Annotated in this window: 14 protein-coding genes and 2 tRNA genes; 6 read left to right on the top strand and 10 right to left on the bottom strand. The window is 60.3% G+C overall.

Annotated features, from left to right (window positions below; genetic code table 11):
- Nucleotides 1-62: 62 nt before the first annotated feature.
- The 7 genes from rpmA to H4684_RS06170 form a co-directional block, all read right to left on the bottom strand.
- Nucleotides 63-329, bottom strand: a complete 267-nt coding sequence (gene rpmA / locus H4684_RS06140) for a 50S ribosomal protein L27 (RefSeq protein ID WP_015775577.1) — start codon at nt 327-329, stop codon at nt 63-65.
- A 15-nt stretch (nt 330-344) separates the two neighbouring features.
- Nucleotides 345-656: a 50S ribosomal protein L21 gene (gene rplU, locus H4684_RS06145; protein WP_015775576.1), complete on the bottom strand. Its 312-nt coding sequence runs from the start codon at nt 654-656 to the stop codon at nt 345-347.
- Nucleotides 657-807: 151 nt separating this feature from the next.
- Nucleotides 808-3,444: a hybrid sensor histidine kinase/response regulator gene (locus tag H4684_RS06150; protein ID WP_192623191.1), complete on the bottom strand. Its 2,637-nt coding sequence runs from the start codon at nt 3,442-3,444 to the stop codon at nt 808-810.
- On the bottom strand, nt 3,441-4,166 hold the full coding sequence (locus tag H4684_RS06155) for a ComF family protein (RefSeq protein ID WP_092193376.1): 726 nt from the start codon (nt 4,164-4,166) through the stop codon (nt 3,441-3,443). Before H4684_RS06155 ends, H4684_RS06150 begins: the two co-directional genes overlap by 4 nt.
- Nucleotides 4,160-4,720, bottom strand: a complete 561-nt coding sequence (locus H4684_RS06160; protein ID WP_192623192.1) for a flavodoxin family protein — start codon at nt 4,718-4,720, stop codon at nt 4,160-4,162. Before H4684_RS06160 ends, H4684_RS06155 begins: the two co-directional genes overlap by 7 nt.
- Nucleotides 4,717-4,893 (bottom strand): hypothetical protein, encoded by a 177-nt coding sequence (locus H4684_RS06165; protein ID WP_192623193.1) that lies wholly within the window; start codon nt 4,891-4,893, stop codon nt 4,717-4,719. The genes H4684_RS06160 and H4684_RS06165 overlap by 4 nt, the downstream gene beginning before the upstream one ends.
- Nucleotides 4,894-4,952: 59 nt before the next feature.
- Nucleotides 4,953-5,582, bottom strand: a complete 630-nt coding sequence (locus H4684_RS06170; RefSeq protein WP_092193370.1) for an MBL fold metallo-hydrolase — start codon at nt 5,580-5,582, stop codon at nt 4,953-4,955.
- 123 nt (nt 5,583-5,705) lie between these two features.
- On the opposite strand from H4684_RS06170, the gene H4684_RS06175 reads away from it, so the two are divergent.
- The 6 genes from H4684_RS06175 to H4684_RS06200 all read left to right on the top strand — a co-directional run bounded on the left by H4684_RS06175 (nt 5,706) and on the right by H4684_RS06200 (nt 12,816).
- The gene (locus tag H4684_RS06175) at nt 5,706-8,156 is read left to right on the top strand and encodes a diguanylate cyclase domain-containing protein (RefSeq protein ID WP_161949169.1); all 2,451 of its coding nucleotides are present in this window, start codon (nt 5,706-5,708) and stop codon (nt 8,154-8,156) included.
- A gap of 41 nt (nt 8,157-8,197) precedes the next feature.
- Nucleotides 8,198-8,273: transfer RNA gene (locus H4684_RS06180), tRNA-Asn, on the top strand.
- Between the two features lie 1,295 nt (nt 8,274-9,568).
- The gene (locus H4684_RS06185; RefSeq protein WP_192623194.1) at nt 9,569-10,645 is read left to right on the top strand and encodes a TOBE domain-containing protein; all 1,077 of its coding nucleotides are present in this window, start codon (nt 9,569-9,571) and stop codon (nt 10,643-10,645) included.
- A 43-nt stretch (nt 10,646-10,688) separates the two neighbouring features.
- Nucleotides 10,689-11,990 carry a radical SAM protein gene (locus tag H4684_RS06190; protein ID WP_192623195.1) on the top strand — a complete coding sequence of 434 codons (1,302 nt, stop codon included), beginning with the start codon at nt 10,689-10,691 and terminating at the stop codon, nt 11,988-11,990.
- Between the two features lie 38 nt (nt 11,991-12,028).
- The gene (locus tag H4684_RS06195; protein WP_092193362.1) at nt 12,029-12,655 is read left to right on the top strand and encodes a hypothetical protein; all 627 of its coding nucleotides are present in this window, start codon (nt 12,029-12,031) and stop codon (nt 12,653-12,655) included.
- 85 nt (nt 12,656-12,740) lie between these two features.
- A tRNA-Asn gene (locus H4684_RS06200) sits at nt 12,741-12,816 on the top strand.
- Between the two features lie 261 nt (nt 12,817-13,077).
- Here H4684_RS06200 and trxB read toward each other — a convergent pair.
- The 3 genes from trxB to H4684_RS06215 are packed head-to-tail and all read right to left on the bottom strand — an operon-like array spanning nt 13,078 to nt 16,931.
- The gene (gene trxB, locus H4684_RS06205; protein WP_225940285.1) at nt 13,078-14,025 is read right to left on the bottom strand and encodes a thioredoxin-disulfide reductase; all 948 of its coding nucleotides are present in this window, start codon (nt 14,023-14,025) and stop codon (nt 13,078-13,080) included.
- A 40-nt stretch (nt 14,026-14,065) separates the two neighbouring features.
- Complete coding sequence (locus tag H4684_RS06210) at nt 14,066-16,486, bottom strand: Lon protease family protein (protein WP_192623197.1); 2,421 nt, start codon at nt 16,484-16,486, stop codon at nt 14,066-14,068.
- Complete coding sequence (locus tag H4684_RS06215) at nt 16,479-16,931, bottom strand: Hsp20/alpha crystallin family protein (protein ID WP_092193355.1); 453 nt, start codon at nt 16,929-16,931, stop codon at nt 16,479-16,481. Before H4684_RS06215 ends, H4684_RS06210 begins: the two co-directional genes overlap by 8 nt.
- Nucleotides 16,932-16,935: the final 4 nt, after the last annotated feature.

The following is a 16,935-nucleotide window of genomic DNA, read 5'->3' on the forward strand; positions in this document are numbered from 1 at the left end:
AAAAAAGCCGCCCAAGAGCACTCTCTTGAAGCGGCTTGAAAAAGGCTTGTGCTGGACAAAGCCTAGACAGCAGGAACGATATTGACCCTGGTCTTGACCTTGTTCTTGCGGGTATACTTCTCAAACTTCACGACTCCGTCGATCAGAGCGAAAAGAGTGAAATCCTTGCCCACGCCAACGTTAACGCCGGGATGAACCTTGGTGCCATGCTGACGCACAAGAATGTTGCCCGCCAAAACCGTCTGGCCACCGAACTTTTTCACGCCAAGTCGCTGACCGGCACTGTCGCGCCCGTTGCGTGAACTACCACCTGCTTTTTTATGAGCCATTATTTCCTCCCGACACTAGGCCTGAATGGATTTCACTTTCAGGGTTGTATAATCCTGACGGTGACCCTGGGTTCTACGATAATCCTTGCGGCGTTTCTTTTTGAAAATGATGATCTTCTTGTCACGACCATGCTCAACCACTTCGCACTGTACGGCTGCGCCGTCGACGAAAGGCTGGCCGATCTTGACATCGGCGCCTGTTCCGACAAGCAGGATCTTGTCCAGAGTGAGCTCTGAACCGGCCTGCACGTCAAGCTTGGCTACCTTCAGACTGCGGCCTTCTTCCACACGAAACTGCTTTCCGCCCGTTTCCACGATTGCAAACATCTTGCGTCCTCCAAAATATTGAACGACGTGGCTACCTCTTCCGAGACGCCCCGTCAAGACTTTCATAACGCTATAAAGCCGTCCGGAGCAGGACAGCTGTCGAGAGGGAGGATGCAAATAAAACGAAACCTGATGAGCGTCAACAAAAAATTCAAGAACACCAGGTTCCCAGTGTCTCGACCAGATCCTGCAAGCTGTAGGGCTTGGAGAGGTGCCCGTTCATGCCCGCCTCCAGGCTCTTGAGTTGGTCCGACTCCAGGGCGTGGGCAGTCAGGGCGATGATCGGCACGCCCAGCCCCATGGCCCTGATTTTCCTGGTAGCCTCAAGGCCGTCCATGACCGGCATCTGGATGTCCATAAGCACTATGTCGAAAATTTGCCCTGCCGCCAGGACATCCACCGCTTCACGCCCGTTCTCGACCATCTGGACATCCTTCACGTTCAGGCTGTTCAGCATCTTAATCAGCAAACTTCGGTTGAAAGGATTGTCCTCCGCCGCCAGGACCCGGACGTGCCCGAAGGATCGCTCATCGGCGTCAATGGCTGCAAGCTGCCGCGCAGGAGCGGCCGCGGACACGTTCATGTCCAGAGTGAAGGCGAAAGTGCTGCCCTGCCCGACCCGGCTTTGCACCGAGATGCCGCTACCTCCCAGCAGGCGCACCAGGCTGTTGGCGATGGTCAGGCCCAGGCCCGTTCCGCCGTACTCGCGGGTCAGGGAGCCATCCGCCTGTTCAAAGGAAATGAATATGCCCTGTTGCCGGTCCGGAGAAATGCCGATCCCGGTGTCGCGCACGGAAAAACCAAGCGAGGCCTTTCCTCCCGCGCCAATCTTCCCGCGAACGGAAAGCTCCACACCGCCCTGTTCCGTGAACTTGATGGCGTTGCCGACCAGATTGACCAGAATCTGCGTCAGTCGCCCGGAATCAGTGCTCACGACCCGTGGCAATCCGGAAGTGACCAGACGCAGGTCAAGCCCCTTTTTCTGCGCCTGATCGCTGAACATGGTCCGCACACGCGCAAGCAACTCGCCCAGCTCGACATCCTCGGACACGATGCGCAGCATTCCGGCCTCTATCTTGGAAAAATCAAGAATGTCGTTGATGATGACCAGGAGACTCTCGGCGCAGACGCGGATTCCCTGCACGCAGTCCGTCTGCTCGGGGTCGAGCCGTGTCCTGGCAAGCAATTCCCCGTGACCGAGAATGGAATTCATGGGCGTGCGGATTTCATGGCTCATGTTGGCCAGAAACATGCTTTTCGCCTGGGAAGCGGCTTCTGCCCTGCGCCGGGCATCGACAATTTCGGTAACCTCGATGACGCTGACGATCATGCCGCCAAAAGCCTCCGCGCCAAGGACAGGCTGCATGCGCACCACCAGGGCCATGTCCCGGAACGATTCCAGCTGGATTTCCCGCAGGCGGGACCGAGGATCTTCCTGCAGGGCGCGCAAGCCCTGCGCCATTTGCGTCCCGAGAATCCCGTCAGGAAAGAGATCCCGGACGTTCCGCCCCAGAAGGCTGGCGGCTTCAATGCCCAGAATGCGACACAGGCTGTCGTTGACCTCAAGCACGCCTCCTTGCTCGTCGGTCAGTGCGACACCCTCGTTTATCCCCGAGAGAAGCGACTCAAGGCGCGATTTTTCCTGCAGAAGTTCGCGCTCGGCCTGCTTGCGCTGGGTCACGTCCATGAAAACTTCAAGAATAAGGGTCTCGCCCTGCAGGATGACCGGAATGGAACTCTTGATCACGTCCAGAGTCCGCCCCTCCAGGGCGCGCATGCGCACCTCGTGCTCGAACTCGACTCGGGGCTGCCGTTCGGGATCACTGCCTTGCGGTTTTTCATAAAACATGTCCCACGGGACGCGGCGCTCGAAAAACCAGCCAGGCTCTATATCGAGGAGGTTGGTCGCGGCAAGGTTGACCCGGCGGATGATCCGATCCTGGCCCAGAATGGCAATGCCCACCGGAAGAGCCTCCAGAATCCTTTCCATGCCCGCGTTGGCTTCCACCACGGCCGCGCCGTCTTTTTCCCGGGATCTAAGCATGTCCGCAAAGGAGAACATGATGCGTAGGCACAGCGCGACCATGCCCGTCAGCAGGACGATGACCAACCCACAGGTCATGACCAGAAGCCTGTCGGCATTGGCCTTATGGTTGTCGATGGCCAAGGCGATCCGGGCCCTGATGTCGCGCTGAAGAATGTCGGCCGTCGTCTCCGCCTGATCGAACAAGGCCTCGGCCTGTTCGTGGATGGGCGCCATGTCGGTGTCCGCCTCCTCCGCTTCCGCCCCATCCAGGGCATGCAGGAGGTTGCGGACCATGAAATGCCCGTGATCCGAAATTTCCCGTACCACGGGGACGAGCTTCGAGGCTTCGCTCAAAAGTTCCGGGGGCATGGGCCGGGCCAGATGTATTCCCTGATCCGCGACCTGTCCGTCCGGATCGTCCCCGCCGAGCCGGCCGCCTTGGTGCATCACGACCAAGGCTCCCCGCGAGCGCATGAGCGCCCGGTCGATCGCGGATTCAAGCGTGAAAAGACCAGGCAGGTCCGAGACGTGAGGCAGACGGTCAAAACCCAGACGGGCCGCGCTCATTTCGACGCGAAAAGTCTGGACCAGATCCAGATGGGCCTGTTCGGCCTTCATCAGCAACTGATGTTCCCAAATGACCCGGTAGCGATAGGCTTCCTTGATCCCCAGCAAGATGATCCCGAGCAACATGAGCGCCAGCAGCCCCAGAACCCGCCGCTGATTCGGATGCCCGAAATTCCTGAAGGAAAGGTTCTTCATACCGCCCTGCCCAGAAAAAAAATGTCCACCCGCCGCGCTTTGGCGGCAAGGCAGGCTTTGGCGCAGGCGGTCAGGGTCGCGCCCGTGGTCATGACGTCATCGACGAGCAGAACATGCCGGCCGGACAGGTCCATGGACGCCTCGAACGCGCCCGCGACGTTGCGATGCCTCTCGGCCCGGCCCAGGCTCGACTGGGCCCTGGTATCCCGGATCTTGCACAGACCGCGAAGAAGGGGAGCGATGCCGATGACCTTGCCGAGCATGCGCGCCAGCTCGGCGCTCTGGTTGAAGCCCCGGTCAAGCACCCTTGCGGGCAGCATGGGCACGGGCACGACGCAGTCGGGACGGGGCAGACGGTGCCTGTCCCAGGCTTGACGGATCAGGTCGCGCAGCAGCAGCCCCAGGCCGTGATCGTGACTGAACTTGTATTGATGGATGAGATCGCGCAGGGCTCCGGAGTAGGGCCCATGAAAAGCCACTCCCGACCACGGCGGCTTGCCCAGACGGCAGGCGAGGCATGAATATGCGGATGCTGAGGAGTCCGCGTAGCAGATTCCGCAGTCGGGACAGTAGCCCCCGACACGCGGGGCAAGGAGCGCCCGGCAGGCTGGGCACAGAGGAAAGTCGCCTGCATGTTCGAGCACCGCCGCGCAAAATTGGCAGCGGCGACCGGCCACATGCAGCACGGCGGCCAGACCGCGCGCCAGTCCCGCCCCTACCATCCGCTGCACCCGGCCAGGTCGCGCACGGCGTTCTCGGCCGCGCGGTCCCGGGAAAAGTCGTCGGCGCCATCCAGACCGCGCAGAAAGAGGGCCTTTTCGATGCGATAATCAAAAATCTGCAAGAAATAACGCAAGGTCGGCATGATTCCCGTGAAAAGATTCTCGCCCCGAGTCCGCCCCGCTACCAGCACGACGTAGGCCAGACGCTCGGCGCCAGGCGCACGCAGACCGCTTTGCCTGGCCATGTATCTGGACTGGGAACGGTCGATCCAGGCCTTGGCCTGACTTGGCAGGTGATAAAAATAGACCGGCGCGGTCAGGACCAGTCCGGAGGCGTGGTCAAGCCGCGAAAAAAGTTCCTCCGCCCCGTCCGCGCCAATCCTGCACTGGCCGTCCTCAGCGCAGCATCCACATCCGGTGCAGGGCTCCATCCGGTGATCGCGCAGAAAAACGGGCCGGGACGGACGGACCAGACTGCGTGCGAAAAGAGCGGCGGCATGATCGCTGTTCCCGCCCGCCCGGGGGCTCATGGACATGACAAGGGGTTCAGTCATGGGCGAGGCTTGCGAACGAACTCCGCCCGTACGAATTCGCCGACTTCGCTCAGGCTGAGGGTCCAATCGGTTTCCACATAAAGGGCGTTCTCAAGCTGGGGCACCACGCTCGGCTTGACCCAAAAAACCTGCCTGTCCGTCCGGCTGAAACGCAGCTGCCAACTGGCATCCACTCCCACGTGTCAGCACTTGTCCCGGAAATCGTGTTCGCCTTCGGGGATCATGGCCACTCCTAACGGGTGAATTCGGTAAAAAACGGATTGTTGAGTTTTTCCTGCCCGACCGTGGTTTCGGGCCCGTGACCGGGATACACCACGGTCTCCTCGGGCAGGGTGAAGATATTGGCGCGCACGGAGCGGATCAGTTCCCGCTCCGAGCTTCCGGGAAAATCGGTCCGTCCGACGGAGCGGTAAAAAAGCAGATCACCGACAAAAACCGCGCCCAGCTCCTCAAAATAAAAGGACAGACTGCCCGGGCTATGCCCCGGGGTGGCCAGCACCCGGCAGGTCGTGCCGAGCAGGGGCAATTCGCCCTCCTCCAGCGGCGTGAATGAAAAGGACGGAGTGCGCGGGAAGCCCATCATTCCGCCGCCGCCCAGCTCCGTTTCAAGGAGAAATCCGTCCTTGGCGCTGGCCATGACCGGGAGTCCCGTGGCCGCGACCAGGTCCGCGTTGCCCTGGATGTGATCAAAATGCAGGTGCGTGTTCAGAATCGCGGCCAGGCTCACTTTTTCGGAAGCGAGAAAAGACAGGATTTCCTGCGCCTCCCCTCCCGGGTCGATGACCACGGCCTCACGGTCCGAGTGCACGACGTAGCAGTTTGTATCCAGCGGGCCAAGCGGCATGACGGTAACTTTGAGCATCAATTCCTCCCTTAGAAACATTTGAACCCAAGATGTAGCCAGCTTCGGTCCAAAACACAATTCTGCTTTCTGGACAAGGATTCCGGCATGAGGCAATGGCTTCAAAAACAACCGGGGTCAATTATGAACACGGCCACTTCCATCGAGACAGGCACGCTGCGCAGACAGGACATCATAGAATACGAGCCCCTGCTCAAGACGGCCCTGAGGGCCATCATCCCCTTTTCCTCCTACAGCCTCATGTTTCCGGCCAAAACCCCAGAAGACATGGAAGCGGATCCGCTGCATCCCTTCGGGCGCGCGGCGCTGGAGAATGATCGCCTCTCGCTGCCTCTGACGCATTCGGACAGGCTGCTCGCGGTCTTTGAAGCCAGGGGCGTAAACCCCGAGGAAACGGCCCGGGCATTGCCATTTCTGCCGCACATGGCTTCCCTGTGCCTGGAGCAGATCAAGATTCGCAAATCGGCCATCACCGACCCCCTGACCGGCCTTTTCAACCGCCACTGCATGCATCAGGCCCTGATCCGGGAAATTTCCGGCATCGTCGGCGCCATCATGCCCGGCCCAGAAGCCATGGCCGACGACTCCCTGCAGGGACACAGCGCCTGTTTCGGTCTCATCATCCTGGACCTGGACCGCTTCCGCCAGATCAACGACAATTTCGGACACAATTTCGGAGACAGGATCCTGGTTCTGGCGGCGGAGCGTCTGCGGGCCGTCTGCCCCAAACAGACCCTGGTCTGCCGCCTGGACGGAGACTCCTTCGGCGTGCTCTGGCCGCAGGCCTCCCGCGCCAGGATGAGCGAACTGGCGTTGAGCCTCGGCGCCGAACTGGCCCGGGTCACGGCGCGCTTCACGCCCCTGCGCGAGGATGTCGGCGTTTCGGCCAGCATCGGATACGTCAACTATCCGCAGGATCTTCAGGGTGCGCAGTTCCAAAAAGCTCCCGAGGAGCAGGCCTGGCTGGTTCTGGAAAAGGCCGAAAAAGCCCTGAGCACCGCCAAGGCCGGCGGCCGCTCCCAGATCTATTCCTTCCGGCAGATCCTCACCCAGGGCGGCGTGGTCCTTGACGTGATGCCCATGAACCGCCTGATCATAAACCTCGGGCGGAGCATGGACGCCCACGAAGGGCAACGCTTCCTGATCTGGTCCCGCAGGTTCAACGGCAGCGAGACCATTGTCGGAACGCAGGGCGATGCGATTTTCGGCCACTACCCGCCCATGTACAAGGCCGAGGTCTCGCTGGTCGAGGTGCAGGACGAGATGTCCATCGCCGAAGTGCTGGTGCAGAGCGATCCGAACTGGACCGTGGAGAAAGGCGACAAGCTGACCCTGCTCGACGACCACGCCGGACGCATGGAGCAGCGCGAAGTCCAGCCCGGCGACCGCACCCCGCAAAAAGACCCTCTCACCGGCCTCTATCCCTACCGGGATTTTCTGCAGGCCTGGCAATCCGTCCGCGGCCAGGCAAAGAGTTTCTGCATGGTGCTCATGCGCCTCGAAACTCCCCATGCGGAACGCACGCCCATGGACAAGATGAAGGAAGAACAGTTCTTCCAGACCCTCGCCGGACGGGTCGAAACCCTGTTCGGTCCGGAAGCCCTTGGCGGACGGTTCAGCGTGAACTGCATCATCTATCATGTGCCGGGGCTGGACCAGGAAGAATGCCTACGCATCGTACGCGAACTGCTTGAAGACGAACGCTTCGCCGGACTGGAGAAATCCGTCGGCATCGCGGCCTTCCCCTTTCTGGACTACACACGCTCCGACATCCTGGAGAATGCGCGCAAAGCCCTGGACCACGCCGAATTCCTGCACGAGGAGAGAATCGCCTGCTTCGACTCGGTCTCGCTGAACATCAGCGCCGACCGCCTTTTCGCCCAGGGCGAAACCTACGACGCCATCGCCGAGTACAAGAAAGCCCTGACCGTCGACGAAGGCAACCTGCTGGCCCGAAACTCCCTTGGAGTCTGCTATGCAAGGCTGAACAAATACGCCACGGCCAGAACCATCTTTCAAGACCTCATCGCCCTCCATCCAGACCACATCATGCCGCTCTACAATTTCGGCTGCGCCTGTCTCAAGGATGGAGATCCCGTGGCCGCCCGGCAGGCCTTCGAGCAGGTGCTTACAATCCAGCCCGACCATGTCTACGCCATGATCCGGCTCGGCCTCATGGCGGAGGAGGAAGGGAACTTCGAGCGCGCCTGGAACCTCTACGAGCAGGTCCGGGCCATGTCCGACGGAGAGCACCTCGCCTCCACGCACAATCTGGCCTACCGCTACCTGGCCAGGCTGGCTTTCCGCCGCGACGACCGCGACACGGCCCGCGAATACCTGCACCAGGCCATCACCGCCAATCCCCAGGACGCCCACTCGTTCCATCTTCTGGCCACGATCTATCTGGAGCGCGGCGACGATCCGGAAATCGCCGAGTCCCTGGCCCGGCAGAGCGTGCACCTCAAAGCCGACGTCCCCGCCTTCTGGGAAGTGCTGATCACGGCCCTGGAACAGCAAGGCAAAACCGAAGAGGCGAACCAGACAAAAATTCGAGCCGCCGCTCAAACCTGTTGACAGAGCAGCCCTCTTTGCCTAAAGAGGCTCCTCACGCGCATTCCCCGGTAGCTCAGCTGGCAGAGCAGGTGGCTGTTAACCACCGTGTCGGCAGTTCAAATCTGTCCCGGGGAGCCAGATTTTTCAAGGCCCTTCACTCGAAGGGCCTTTTTTTATGCCGAATCGCAATAAAACGCCCTCCTATTTCGCCTCCCAAAAAAAGCACGCCTTCCCCTATGAAGCCTGGATCCCCGCCTTCGCGGGGATGACACGTCGCTAATGCCAGAGATCGCGCACAGCTTTCCACTCCCACGCATCAGCACAATACCGACAATATCACGCAGTGCCGTGGTGGGGCGGGTTGGTCCGGGCAGGTTGCCTCGACTGTCTGACCGAGCCAGGCATCGTTGGCGGAATCGTTGCTGGCCGCTCCGCCACCCTCATTCGCCCTGCACGCAACGATTCAGCCGTACGAGGCCCGCGAGGGAGTTTCGAGGCGGCCTGACCGGACCAACCCGCTCCGCCACTCAGGCCAGACGAAAAAACCGAGCATCTCCTCCACACAAAGCCTGGATCCCCGCCTTCGCGGGGATGACACCTCGGTAATGCCCAAGAGATCGCGCACAGCTTTCCACGCCCACGCATCAGCGCAATACCGAAAATATCACGCAGTGCCGTGGTGGGGCGGGTTGGTCCGGGCAGGTTGCCTCGACTGTCTGACCGAGCCAGGCATCGTTGGCGGAATCGTTGCTGGCCGCTCCGCCACCCTCGTTCGTCCTGCACGCAACGATTCAGCCGTACGAGGCCCGCGAGGGAGTTTCGAGGCGGCCTGACCGGACCAACCCGCTCCGCCACTCAGGCCAGACGAAAAAACCGAGCATCTCCTCCACACAAAGCCTGGATCCCCGCCTTCGCGGGGATGACACCTCGGTAATGCCCAAGAGATCGCGCACAGCTTTCCACGCCCACGCCTCAGCACAATACCGACAATATCACGCAGTGCCGTGGTGGGGCGGGTTGGTCCGGGCAGGTTGCCTCGACTGTCTGACCGAGCCAGGCATCGTTGGCGGAATCGTTGCTGGCCGCTCCGCCACCCTCGTTCGTCCTGCACGCAACGATTCAGCCGTACGAGGCCCGCGAGGGAGTTTCGAGGCGGCCTGACCGGACCAACCCGCTCCGCCACTCAGGCCAGACGAAAAAACCGAGCATCTCCTCCACACAAAGCCTGGATCCCCGCCTTCGCGGGGATGACACGTCGCCATACCGAAGGGATGACGCATGAACCTACCGGGAGCAGACGCATCGTTATGCCAAAAGGCTCTAACGTGGCATTGCCGAGGGGATGGCGCGGAGTAGTTCCGCAAAAACAACACAGCGCAATACCCAAAATAGACGCTTGCCTTCAAGCCACCCATCGGTTCATGATAGAGATCATGAAAGCCTCGCACACTCCAGCCCCCCGCCCCTCCTCCGGACACGCCGACCATGGCAGAATCGTCGAGGAAGGCCAGCCCTGCCTCGACTCCCTGCAGCTTGAACACCTGGAACGCGAATTCCGGACCTGGGCCAAAGATTCCAAACGCGCGGACGTGACCATATCCCGCAAGCGCATCCTGCTCATCTTTCTGCTCATCCGCCACACCGGAGCCAAACTGCACGAGGTCCTGGACCTTAACCCCCTGGCGGACATCGACCATGACCGCCTGATCGTGACTTTCGGCAAGTCCATTCCGGAGCAGGTCAGATCCGTGCCTCTGGCGCACCCCCTGGCCCTGGAAATCCGCGACATGTTTGCCGATGAAGCCTTTCGCAACACGGCCGGGCAAGCGCTCGGCGTTGACCCGGCCTTTGTTCGGCGCAAATTCTATGAACGGGCCCTGGCCTGCGGCTTTCCAAAAACCCTTGGCAGTCCGGAAATGATCCGCAAATCCAGAGGGGTGGAGCTGATGCAGTCCAACATGCCCCTGCCCGCCGTACAAATGTATCTCGGACACTCCACGCCCAACCTGACCTCCGCCTTCGTGTCCTTTTCCGAAGACGAGATCCGCGCCATCACCTCTTCCTTCCTGCAACGGGAAAGCCACCGCAAGACCAGCGCGCGCAATTCATTTTTCGGTAAAATCACGGGCATCCGTCCCGCCGACATCCAGGCCGAGGTGGAACTCACCACCCTTGACGGCCAGATCATCTCTTCGGTCATCACCCTGGACAGCCTGCACCGTCTGGGGCTCAAGACCGGACGGCTGGCCACGGTGGAGGTCAAGGCGCCCTGGGTGACCCTGTACAAGACCGAAAAAGAGCCCCTCTGCACCGCTGAAAATCGCATCCCCGGCGTCATCACCCGCATCAAGCGCGGCCGGGTCAACACCGAGTACGTGCTGCGCATCGGCCCGGACACGGAACTGTGCGTGATCACGACCACTGACAGCCTGCGCCGTCTTGAGTTGCAGGAAAGGGACTCTGTCTGGGCAGTTTTCGGCAGTTACGCCACCATTCTGCGGGTCGATTGACCCGGCCAAGGTCGCATCGTCTTAACCAGGAGACATTGATTCCATGAACGATGAACGGACGAGAGACCACTTTATCGAGATGAACGCCCGTGAATACGGCCCCATCTTCAATTACATCAATTGGATCACCGAGGAACGCGCCAGGCTGGCGAATCAGGAGCGGATTCAGCTCCTGCAAGCGCCGGGCGTCAGCGTGTCATGCCTTGGGACCAAGATCCATCACGGCGCGTTGTCGCCGGGATGCCTGCAGTGCTCGGGAATGGCATGGTCCTGCCTGTTCATCAGCGGGCGATGCAACGGGCGGTGCTTCTACTGCCCGACGCCCCAAAACATGGATGATCCGCCCATGTCCGGGAGCGTGCCGTTTCATCGCGCCCAGGACTACGCCGACTATGTCCGCTTTTTCGGATTTGGAGGAGCGAGCGTCAGTGGCGGCGAACCCTTTCTGGACTTCGACAAGAGTCTCGCCTTCGTGCAGAGCTTGCGCCGCACCTGCGACCCGGCGCTGCACATCTGGCTCTACACCAACGGCATGCTGGTCACGGAAGAGAAACTCGCCAGACTCGCGGCCGCCGGGCTGAACGAGATCCGTTTCGACATCGGAGCCACGGACTATGACCTCAAATTCGTGCGTCAGGCAGCAGGCATCGTGGCCACGGTCACGGTGGAAATTCCCGCCGTGCCGGAAGAAGCCGGACTCCTTGAAGCATTGCTGCCCGAACTGTCGGCGGTCGGAGTTTCGCATCTGAACCTGCACCAGCTGCGCCTCACTCCCCACAATGCCAGACATTTGCTAGAACATGATTATACGTACATTCATGGCCCCAAGGTCACGGTGCTGGAGTCGGAACTCTGCGCCCTCGGGCTCGTGGCCCATGCGGCCGCGCACAAGCTGGAACTGGCCGTGAATTACTGCTCTTTTGTCTACAAATACCGTTTTCAGGCTGCGGCAAGCCGCAGGCGATTTGGCGTGCGCCTGCTTGAAAACGGCGAATTGCTGACCGAGAACGGCTTCATTCGCACCCCTCAGACGGCCGTGGCTACAGCGGAGACCGGCTCGAACCCGCAGGCTCCGGAGGACGAAAGGCTGCTCCGAATGAACCGTGCAGGCAGCCCGAGCTACGCGGCCGCCTTTGTGCGCCCCCTGGCCAACCCGGAGTTCCAGCACCGGGAGATACCCATCTCCGTGGATTTTGCCGTATTTCTGGAACGCCATCCCGCAAGACCGACAGCGGACACCTTCGCCGAGCATCCCGGAGCGGATCCGGCCACGGCGGGCCTCCATCAGCCCAGTCTTGAGGAATCGTGCGAATGGATCACGCCGGGCCTTGGCGTGTACTTTTGAAAAAAACCGCTTTCCCTGATTTCTTTCCTGGAGGAGCCATGAACATTCTCTCATCCCGCAAAATTTTCATATACGCAGCGATGTCGGCCGTACTGACCCTGATCTTGGCCTGCTCGCACACTCCGTTCAACGAACGCTACCAGCCCGGAGCCGAGACGATTTTCCTGTGGCGGGACGAACCCATCCCCCTGGAACCGGAGTGGAGATATCTTGACGAGGCGAAGGTCTTCGTACGCGGCGAAATCCAGGATTCCATCCTGACCCCGGTGGATGAGGTCAGGTCCCTCATCTTTGTGCGTGAAGGGCAGGAGCCTCCCGCGATCCTGATCCTGTCCCGGGTGATCAAGACCAGCCAGGTCGACATTTTCCGTTACCTTGGCGGGAACAAGAAGGACATCGAGGGCTACCCCTACCGCGAAGCCGCCTATGGACTGAGTTCTGATTCGACCGATCCGGAATACGGACAGTATTTTGAAAAAATCCGCGCGGCAGGCCTCACTCCGGCGCCGGAGTACAGGGTTCGGGTTCTGGACAGGCTGCCCGTGGACACGACGCTGGTCCGCATCATGGAACTCACCCCCGGAAAAGCGCACCTCACCCTGCCCGCGTATGGCAAGCTGTATCCTCAGGAGCGCCGGGAATTGTTCCATCCCCGACCATTCTAGATACGAAACCTGTTGGAAATGAAGTGGAAAACTACATGGTTGACAGTCCGCCTCCCTTTCCATAAAAGCGCTTTCTGGCTCTTGTTCCCCGGTAGCTCAGCTGGCAGAGCAGGTGGCTGTTAACCACCGTGTCGGCAGTTCAAATCTGTCCCGGGGAGCCACGAATTTCCCGCCCATACGGCGACAAAACCCCTTGAATTCTCAAGGGGTTTTTTGTTGGCCGTGTCACATGTCCGCCAGGATCAGGCCCACTGCCTTCCAGACTTTCGTTCCCGATTCTTGCAACCGCCACCACATGGGCAAACACTGTCGTCCTCACAAACGCCTGCCTGCGTCGCCATAAAATCCCGCAAGGAGCGGCTAGCCAAAAAAAACGGCGCAAAGCCGAAGCCCGCGCCGTTAAGCGTGCCTTGTCCGTACCGCTATTTGCGTGCAGCCTGGGCTTTCCGCGCTTCCACATAGTGAGCGGCGGCCAGCGCAGCCACGCAGCCGTCGGCCGCGGCCAGGACGATCTGGTTGGCGTACTTCTGGCGCAGGTCGCCCACGGCGAAGATGCCGGGCAGGCTGGTTTCGCATTTCTCGTCGGTTACGACGTAACCGGCAGCGTTCATCTTGACGCCCGCAGGGACAAGGGCGTTGTTGGGCATAAAGCCCACAAAGATGAACACGCCGTCGGTGGCGATCTTGTGGGTCTCCTCGGTCTTCACGTTCTTAACGGTCACTCCGGTCACGCCCTGATCATCGGCAGCGATGTCGTCCAGCACGGAATCAAGCACCAGGGTGATGCGCGGCTCGGCGAACACCCGCTGCTGCAGGATACGACTGCCGCGAAATTCATCACGGCGATGCACCAGATAAACCTTGGCGCAAATCTTGGACAGGTAGAGGGCGTCTTCAAGGGCCGTGTCTCCCCCGCCAACCACGACAACGGTCTTGCCGCGGAAAAAGAACCCGTCGCAGGTAGCGCAATAGGACACACCCTTGCCGTACTGCTCCATCTCACCGGGCACGCCCAGCTTGCGGGCCGATCCGCCCGGAGCGAGAATGACCGAGTGCGCGTGCAGACGCGTGCCGTCGCTCAGGACCACCTCATGGTAATCCACCCCCGGCTCGACCCGGGCGACTTCGTTTTCCCGAATTTCCAGATCGTACCGCTTGGCGTGGTTCAGGAATTTCTCGCACAACTCGAAACCGCCGACCTCTTCGATGCCCGGATAGTTTTCCACATCCTTGGTCAGGGCGATCTGGCCGCCCGGCATGCCTTTTTCTATCAGAACCGTGTGCAGAGCCGCGCGCATGGCGTAGATTCCCGCGGAGAGCCCGGCCGGGCCACCGCCGACAATAACCAGATCATACATTTCGTTTTCCAAGACATTCTCCTTCAAGGTTGGCCCCAAGGTTGACCCCTGATCAGGCCTGTTCCTGTTTATCTTCCTGCTTGCCGAATTTTGCCATGCCCTCGGCCAGCTCTTTAAGCCGCTGGTCCGCAAGGGCGTAAATGCTGCCCTTGGGATAGGAGCCATCCTTTCTTCGTGTGCCGGCCTTTTTGCCGGTCAAAAGTCCGATGCCTTCCTCGATATTGGCCACGGACCAGATGTTGAAGCGATCCTGGCGCACGGCCTCGACCACTTCCGCCTTGAGCATGAGATCCGGGACATTGGCCTTTGGAATGATCACGCCTTGCGTCCCGGTCAGCCCCTTGGCCTTGCAACAGGCGAAAAACCCCTCGATCTTGTGATTGACGCCACCTATGGCCTGCACCTCGCCGTTCTGATTCACGGAACCGGTCACGGCGATGCCCTGCTTGATGGGCACCCCCGAAAGACTGGAGAGCAGCGCGTACATCTCGGTGGAGGAGGCGCTGTCGCCGTCCACACCGGAATAGCTCTGCTCGAAGGCAACGGAAGCGCTGACGGCCAGGGGTTTGTCCTGTGCGAACATCTTGCGCAGGTACCCGCCAAGGATGAGCACGCCCTTGTTGTGGGTGCTTCCCGAAAGATCGGCTTCCCGCTCTATGTTGATGATTCCGGCCTTGCCCATGGACGTGGCGGCGGTGATGCGGCTGGGTTTCCCGAACATCACGTCGCCCATGTTGTACACGGCCAGGCCGTTGATCTGTCCGACCTTGGCCCCGTCGGTATCGATCATGATCGAGCCGCGGTCAATCATGTCCTGGATCTTTTCCTCGATGAGGCTCGACCGATGAATGCGGGCCTCGATGGCCCGGACAACGTCGTCGCGAAGCACTGTCTCGCGGCCGTCCTGTCCGGCGAAATAATCGGCCTCCATGAGCAGATCGGTCAGCTTCGGGAAGGTCGCGGCCATCTTTTCCTGCCGTCCGCCCATGCGCACGGCCTCTTCCACCAGCGCGGCCACGGCGGAGCGGTCGAAGGCCCGCAGGCCATGCTCCCCGGACTGGGTGTGGATGAAGCGTGCAAAGCGGAGCACGGACTCGCCGGTCTTGTCCATGGTGGAGTCGAAATCCGCCCGAACCTTGAAAATCTTGGGTACATCGTCGTCATGATGCTGCAGCAGATGGTACAGATAAGTGTCGGCCAGAACAATGACCTTGATGTCCATCTCGATGGGCTCGGGCTTCATGGATGAGGTGGTGAACAGATAGAAAGGGTCGTAGGTCTGAATCTCCATCTTGCGGCTTTTGAGCGCCCGCTTGAGAGACTGCCACACGCCCGGTTCCATGATGGCATCAAGCAGGTTCAGAACCAGATATCCGCCGTTGGCGCGCACGAAGGAGCCGGCCTTGATGCGGGAAAAGTCCGTGCGCCAGACTCCGCTGCGATCCACGATGCGTTCGATGCTGCCGAAAAGATTGCGGTAGGTCGGATACTCCTCGATGATGACCGGCGGGCCCTGCTGCTCGCCGTTGTCGACCAGCACGTTGACCGAATACTGCTCGAAAGGGTCACCCACGGGCATGTGCGGCGGGCGTTCCTGGTTGAAGAAGATGGCGATGTTGTCGACCATGTCGTCGATCATGTGCCGGAAATAGGCATCAAGCTCGGCGCAGGCGAATTCGGCTTTGAGCGGCGCGATGAGGTCGCCTGCAAGGTTTGAGAACATGAGCTTGTCGGCCTGCCGGTTCTTCTCCTGGATTTCCTTCTGCAAAACGCGGATCTGCAGAAAAATGGAATCTATCTCGGTCTTGATCTCGACATGCTTGGCCTTGATGCGGTCGAATTCTTCCCTGGGAAAACGCCCCTTTTCAACCATCTGTTCAAGCTTCAGGATCGGGGTGGGCTCGCCGTCGACGATGGGCATGACCTCCGGCTGCTGCCCCTGCCGGCCCTGAAAGGTGACCAGCGCAAAGCCAGCCTCCTTGACCTGCTTTTCGAGGTTCATGAAGAAACTGGCGGTCTTTTTCTCGTAAACCTCGTTGATCTCGTTCTTGCGCGCCAGATATTCCGAACTCTCGAAGAGCTTGGGCACCTCTTTTTTGAGCTCCTCGACCAGCTGCTGCATGTTTTTCTTCAGTCTCGCCCCAAAGCCCGGGCCCAGACGCACCAGAATGGGCGCCTCGGGGTCCTTGAAGTTATTCAGATAGCAGAGATCGCCGGGGATTTCCCCGTCCTGCACGACCTTGGCGAGAACCTTCTTCACCGCATCCATGCGTCCGGTGCGCGGAGCTCCGGTGACCAGGATGTTGTAGCCTGGGCGCTTGATACCGATGCCGAACCTGAGCGCGTCCACGCCCCGATCCTGCCCCAAAATTTCATCCAGGGGTTCGAGCTCGTCCGTCGTGGCAAAAGGCAGGGTGGAGGTGTCGAGGGTCCACCGCAGCTCATCTGGCGTCAATCGTAAGGATTCATTCATTCCTACCTCGCTCGTGTTCTTCCGTACTCACCTGTACGGGCGTGCAGTCCTTGCATTTGGGCAAGACAACGCGCAGCACGCCACCCGAATAACTGGCGCGGACCTGATCCGTCTGCACTGGCGCGGGCAGGCGCACCGAGCTTGAAAATCCCTGATGGGAAATGCTCAGCCCCCGCCCGTCCCGGACCTCCTCGATCTTTTCTCCGGCCAGGGACAATTGATGGCCGGTGATCGAAACCTTGATGGATTGCGGATCAAGGCCTGGAACATGCGCCGAGACGATGACGGCATCCTTTTCGTTGAGCACGCGCACATCCGGCTCGTGACGCAGCAGCCGCAGGTCCATGGGACTGCAGAAATCGCGCACAAAGGAATCGAAAAGCTCCTCCATGTCCTGTTTGAGCTTGCCGAGTTCGGTGCGGTGCCACAAATGCAGATCGGACATATTT

The sequence above is a fragment of the Desulfomicrobium macestii genome (assembly GCF_014873765.1).
GTDB lineage: Bacteria > Desulfobacterota > Desulfovibrionia > Desulfovibrionales > Desulfomicrobiaceae > Desulfomicrobium > Desulfomicrobium macestii.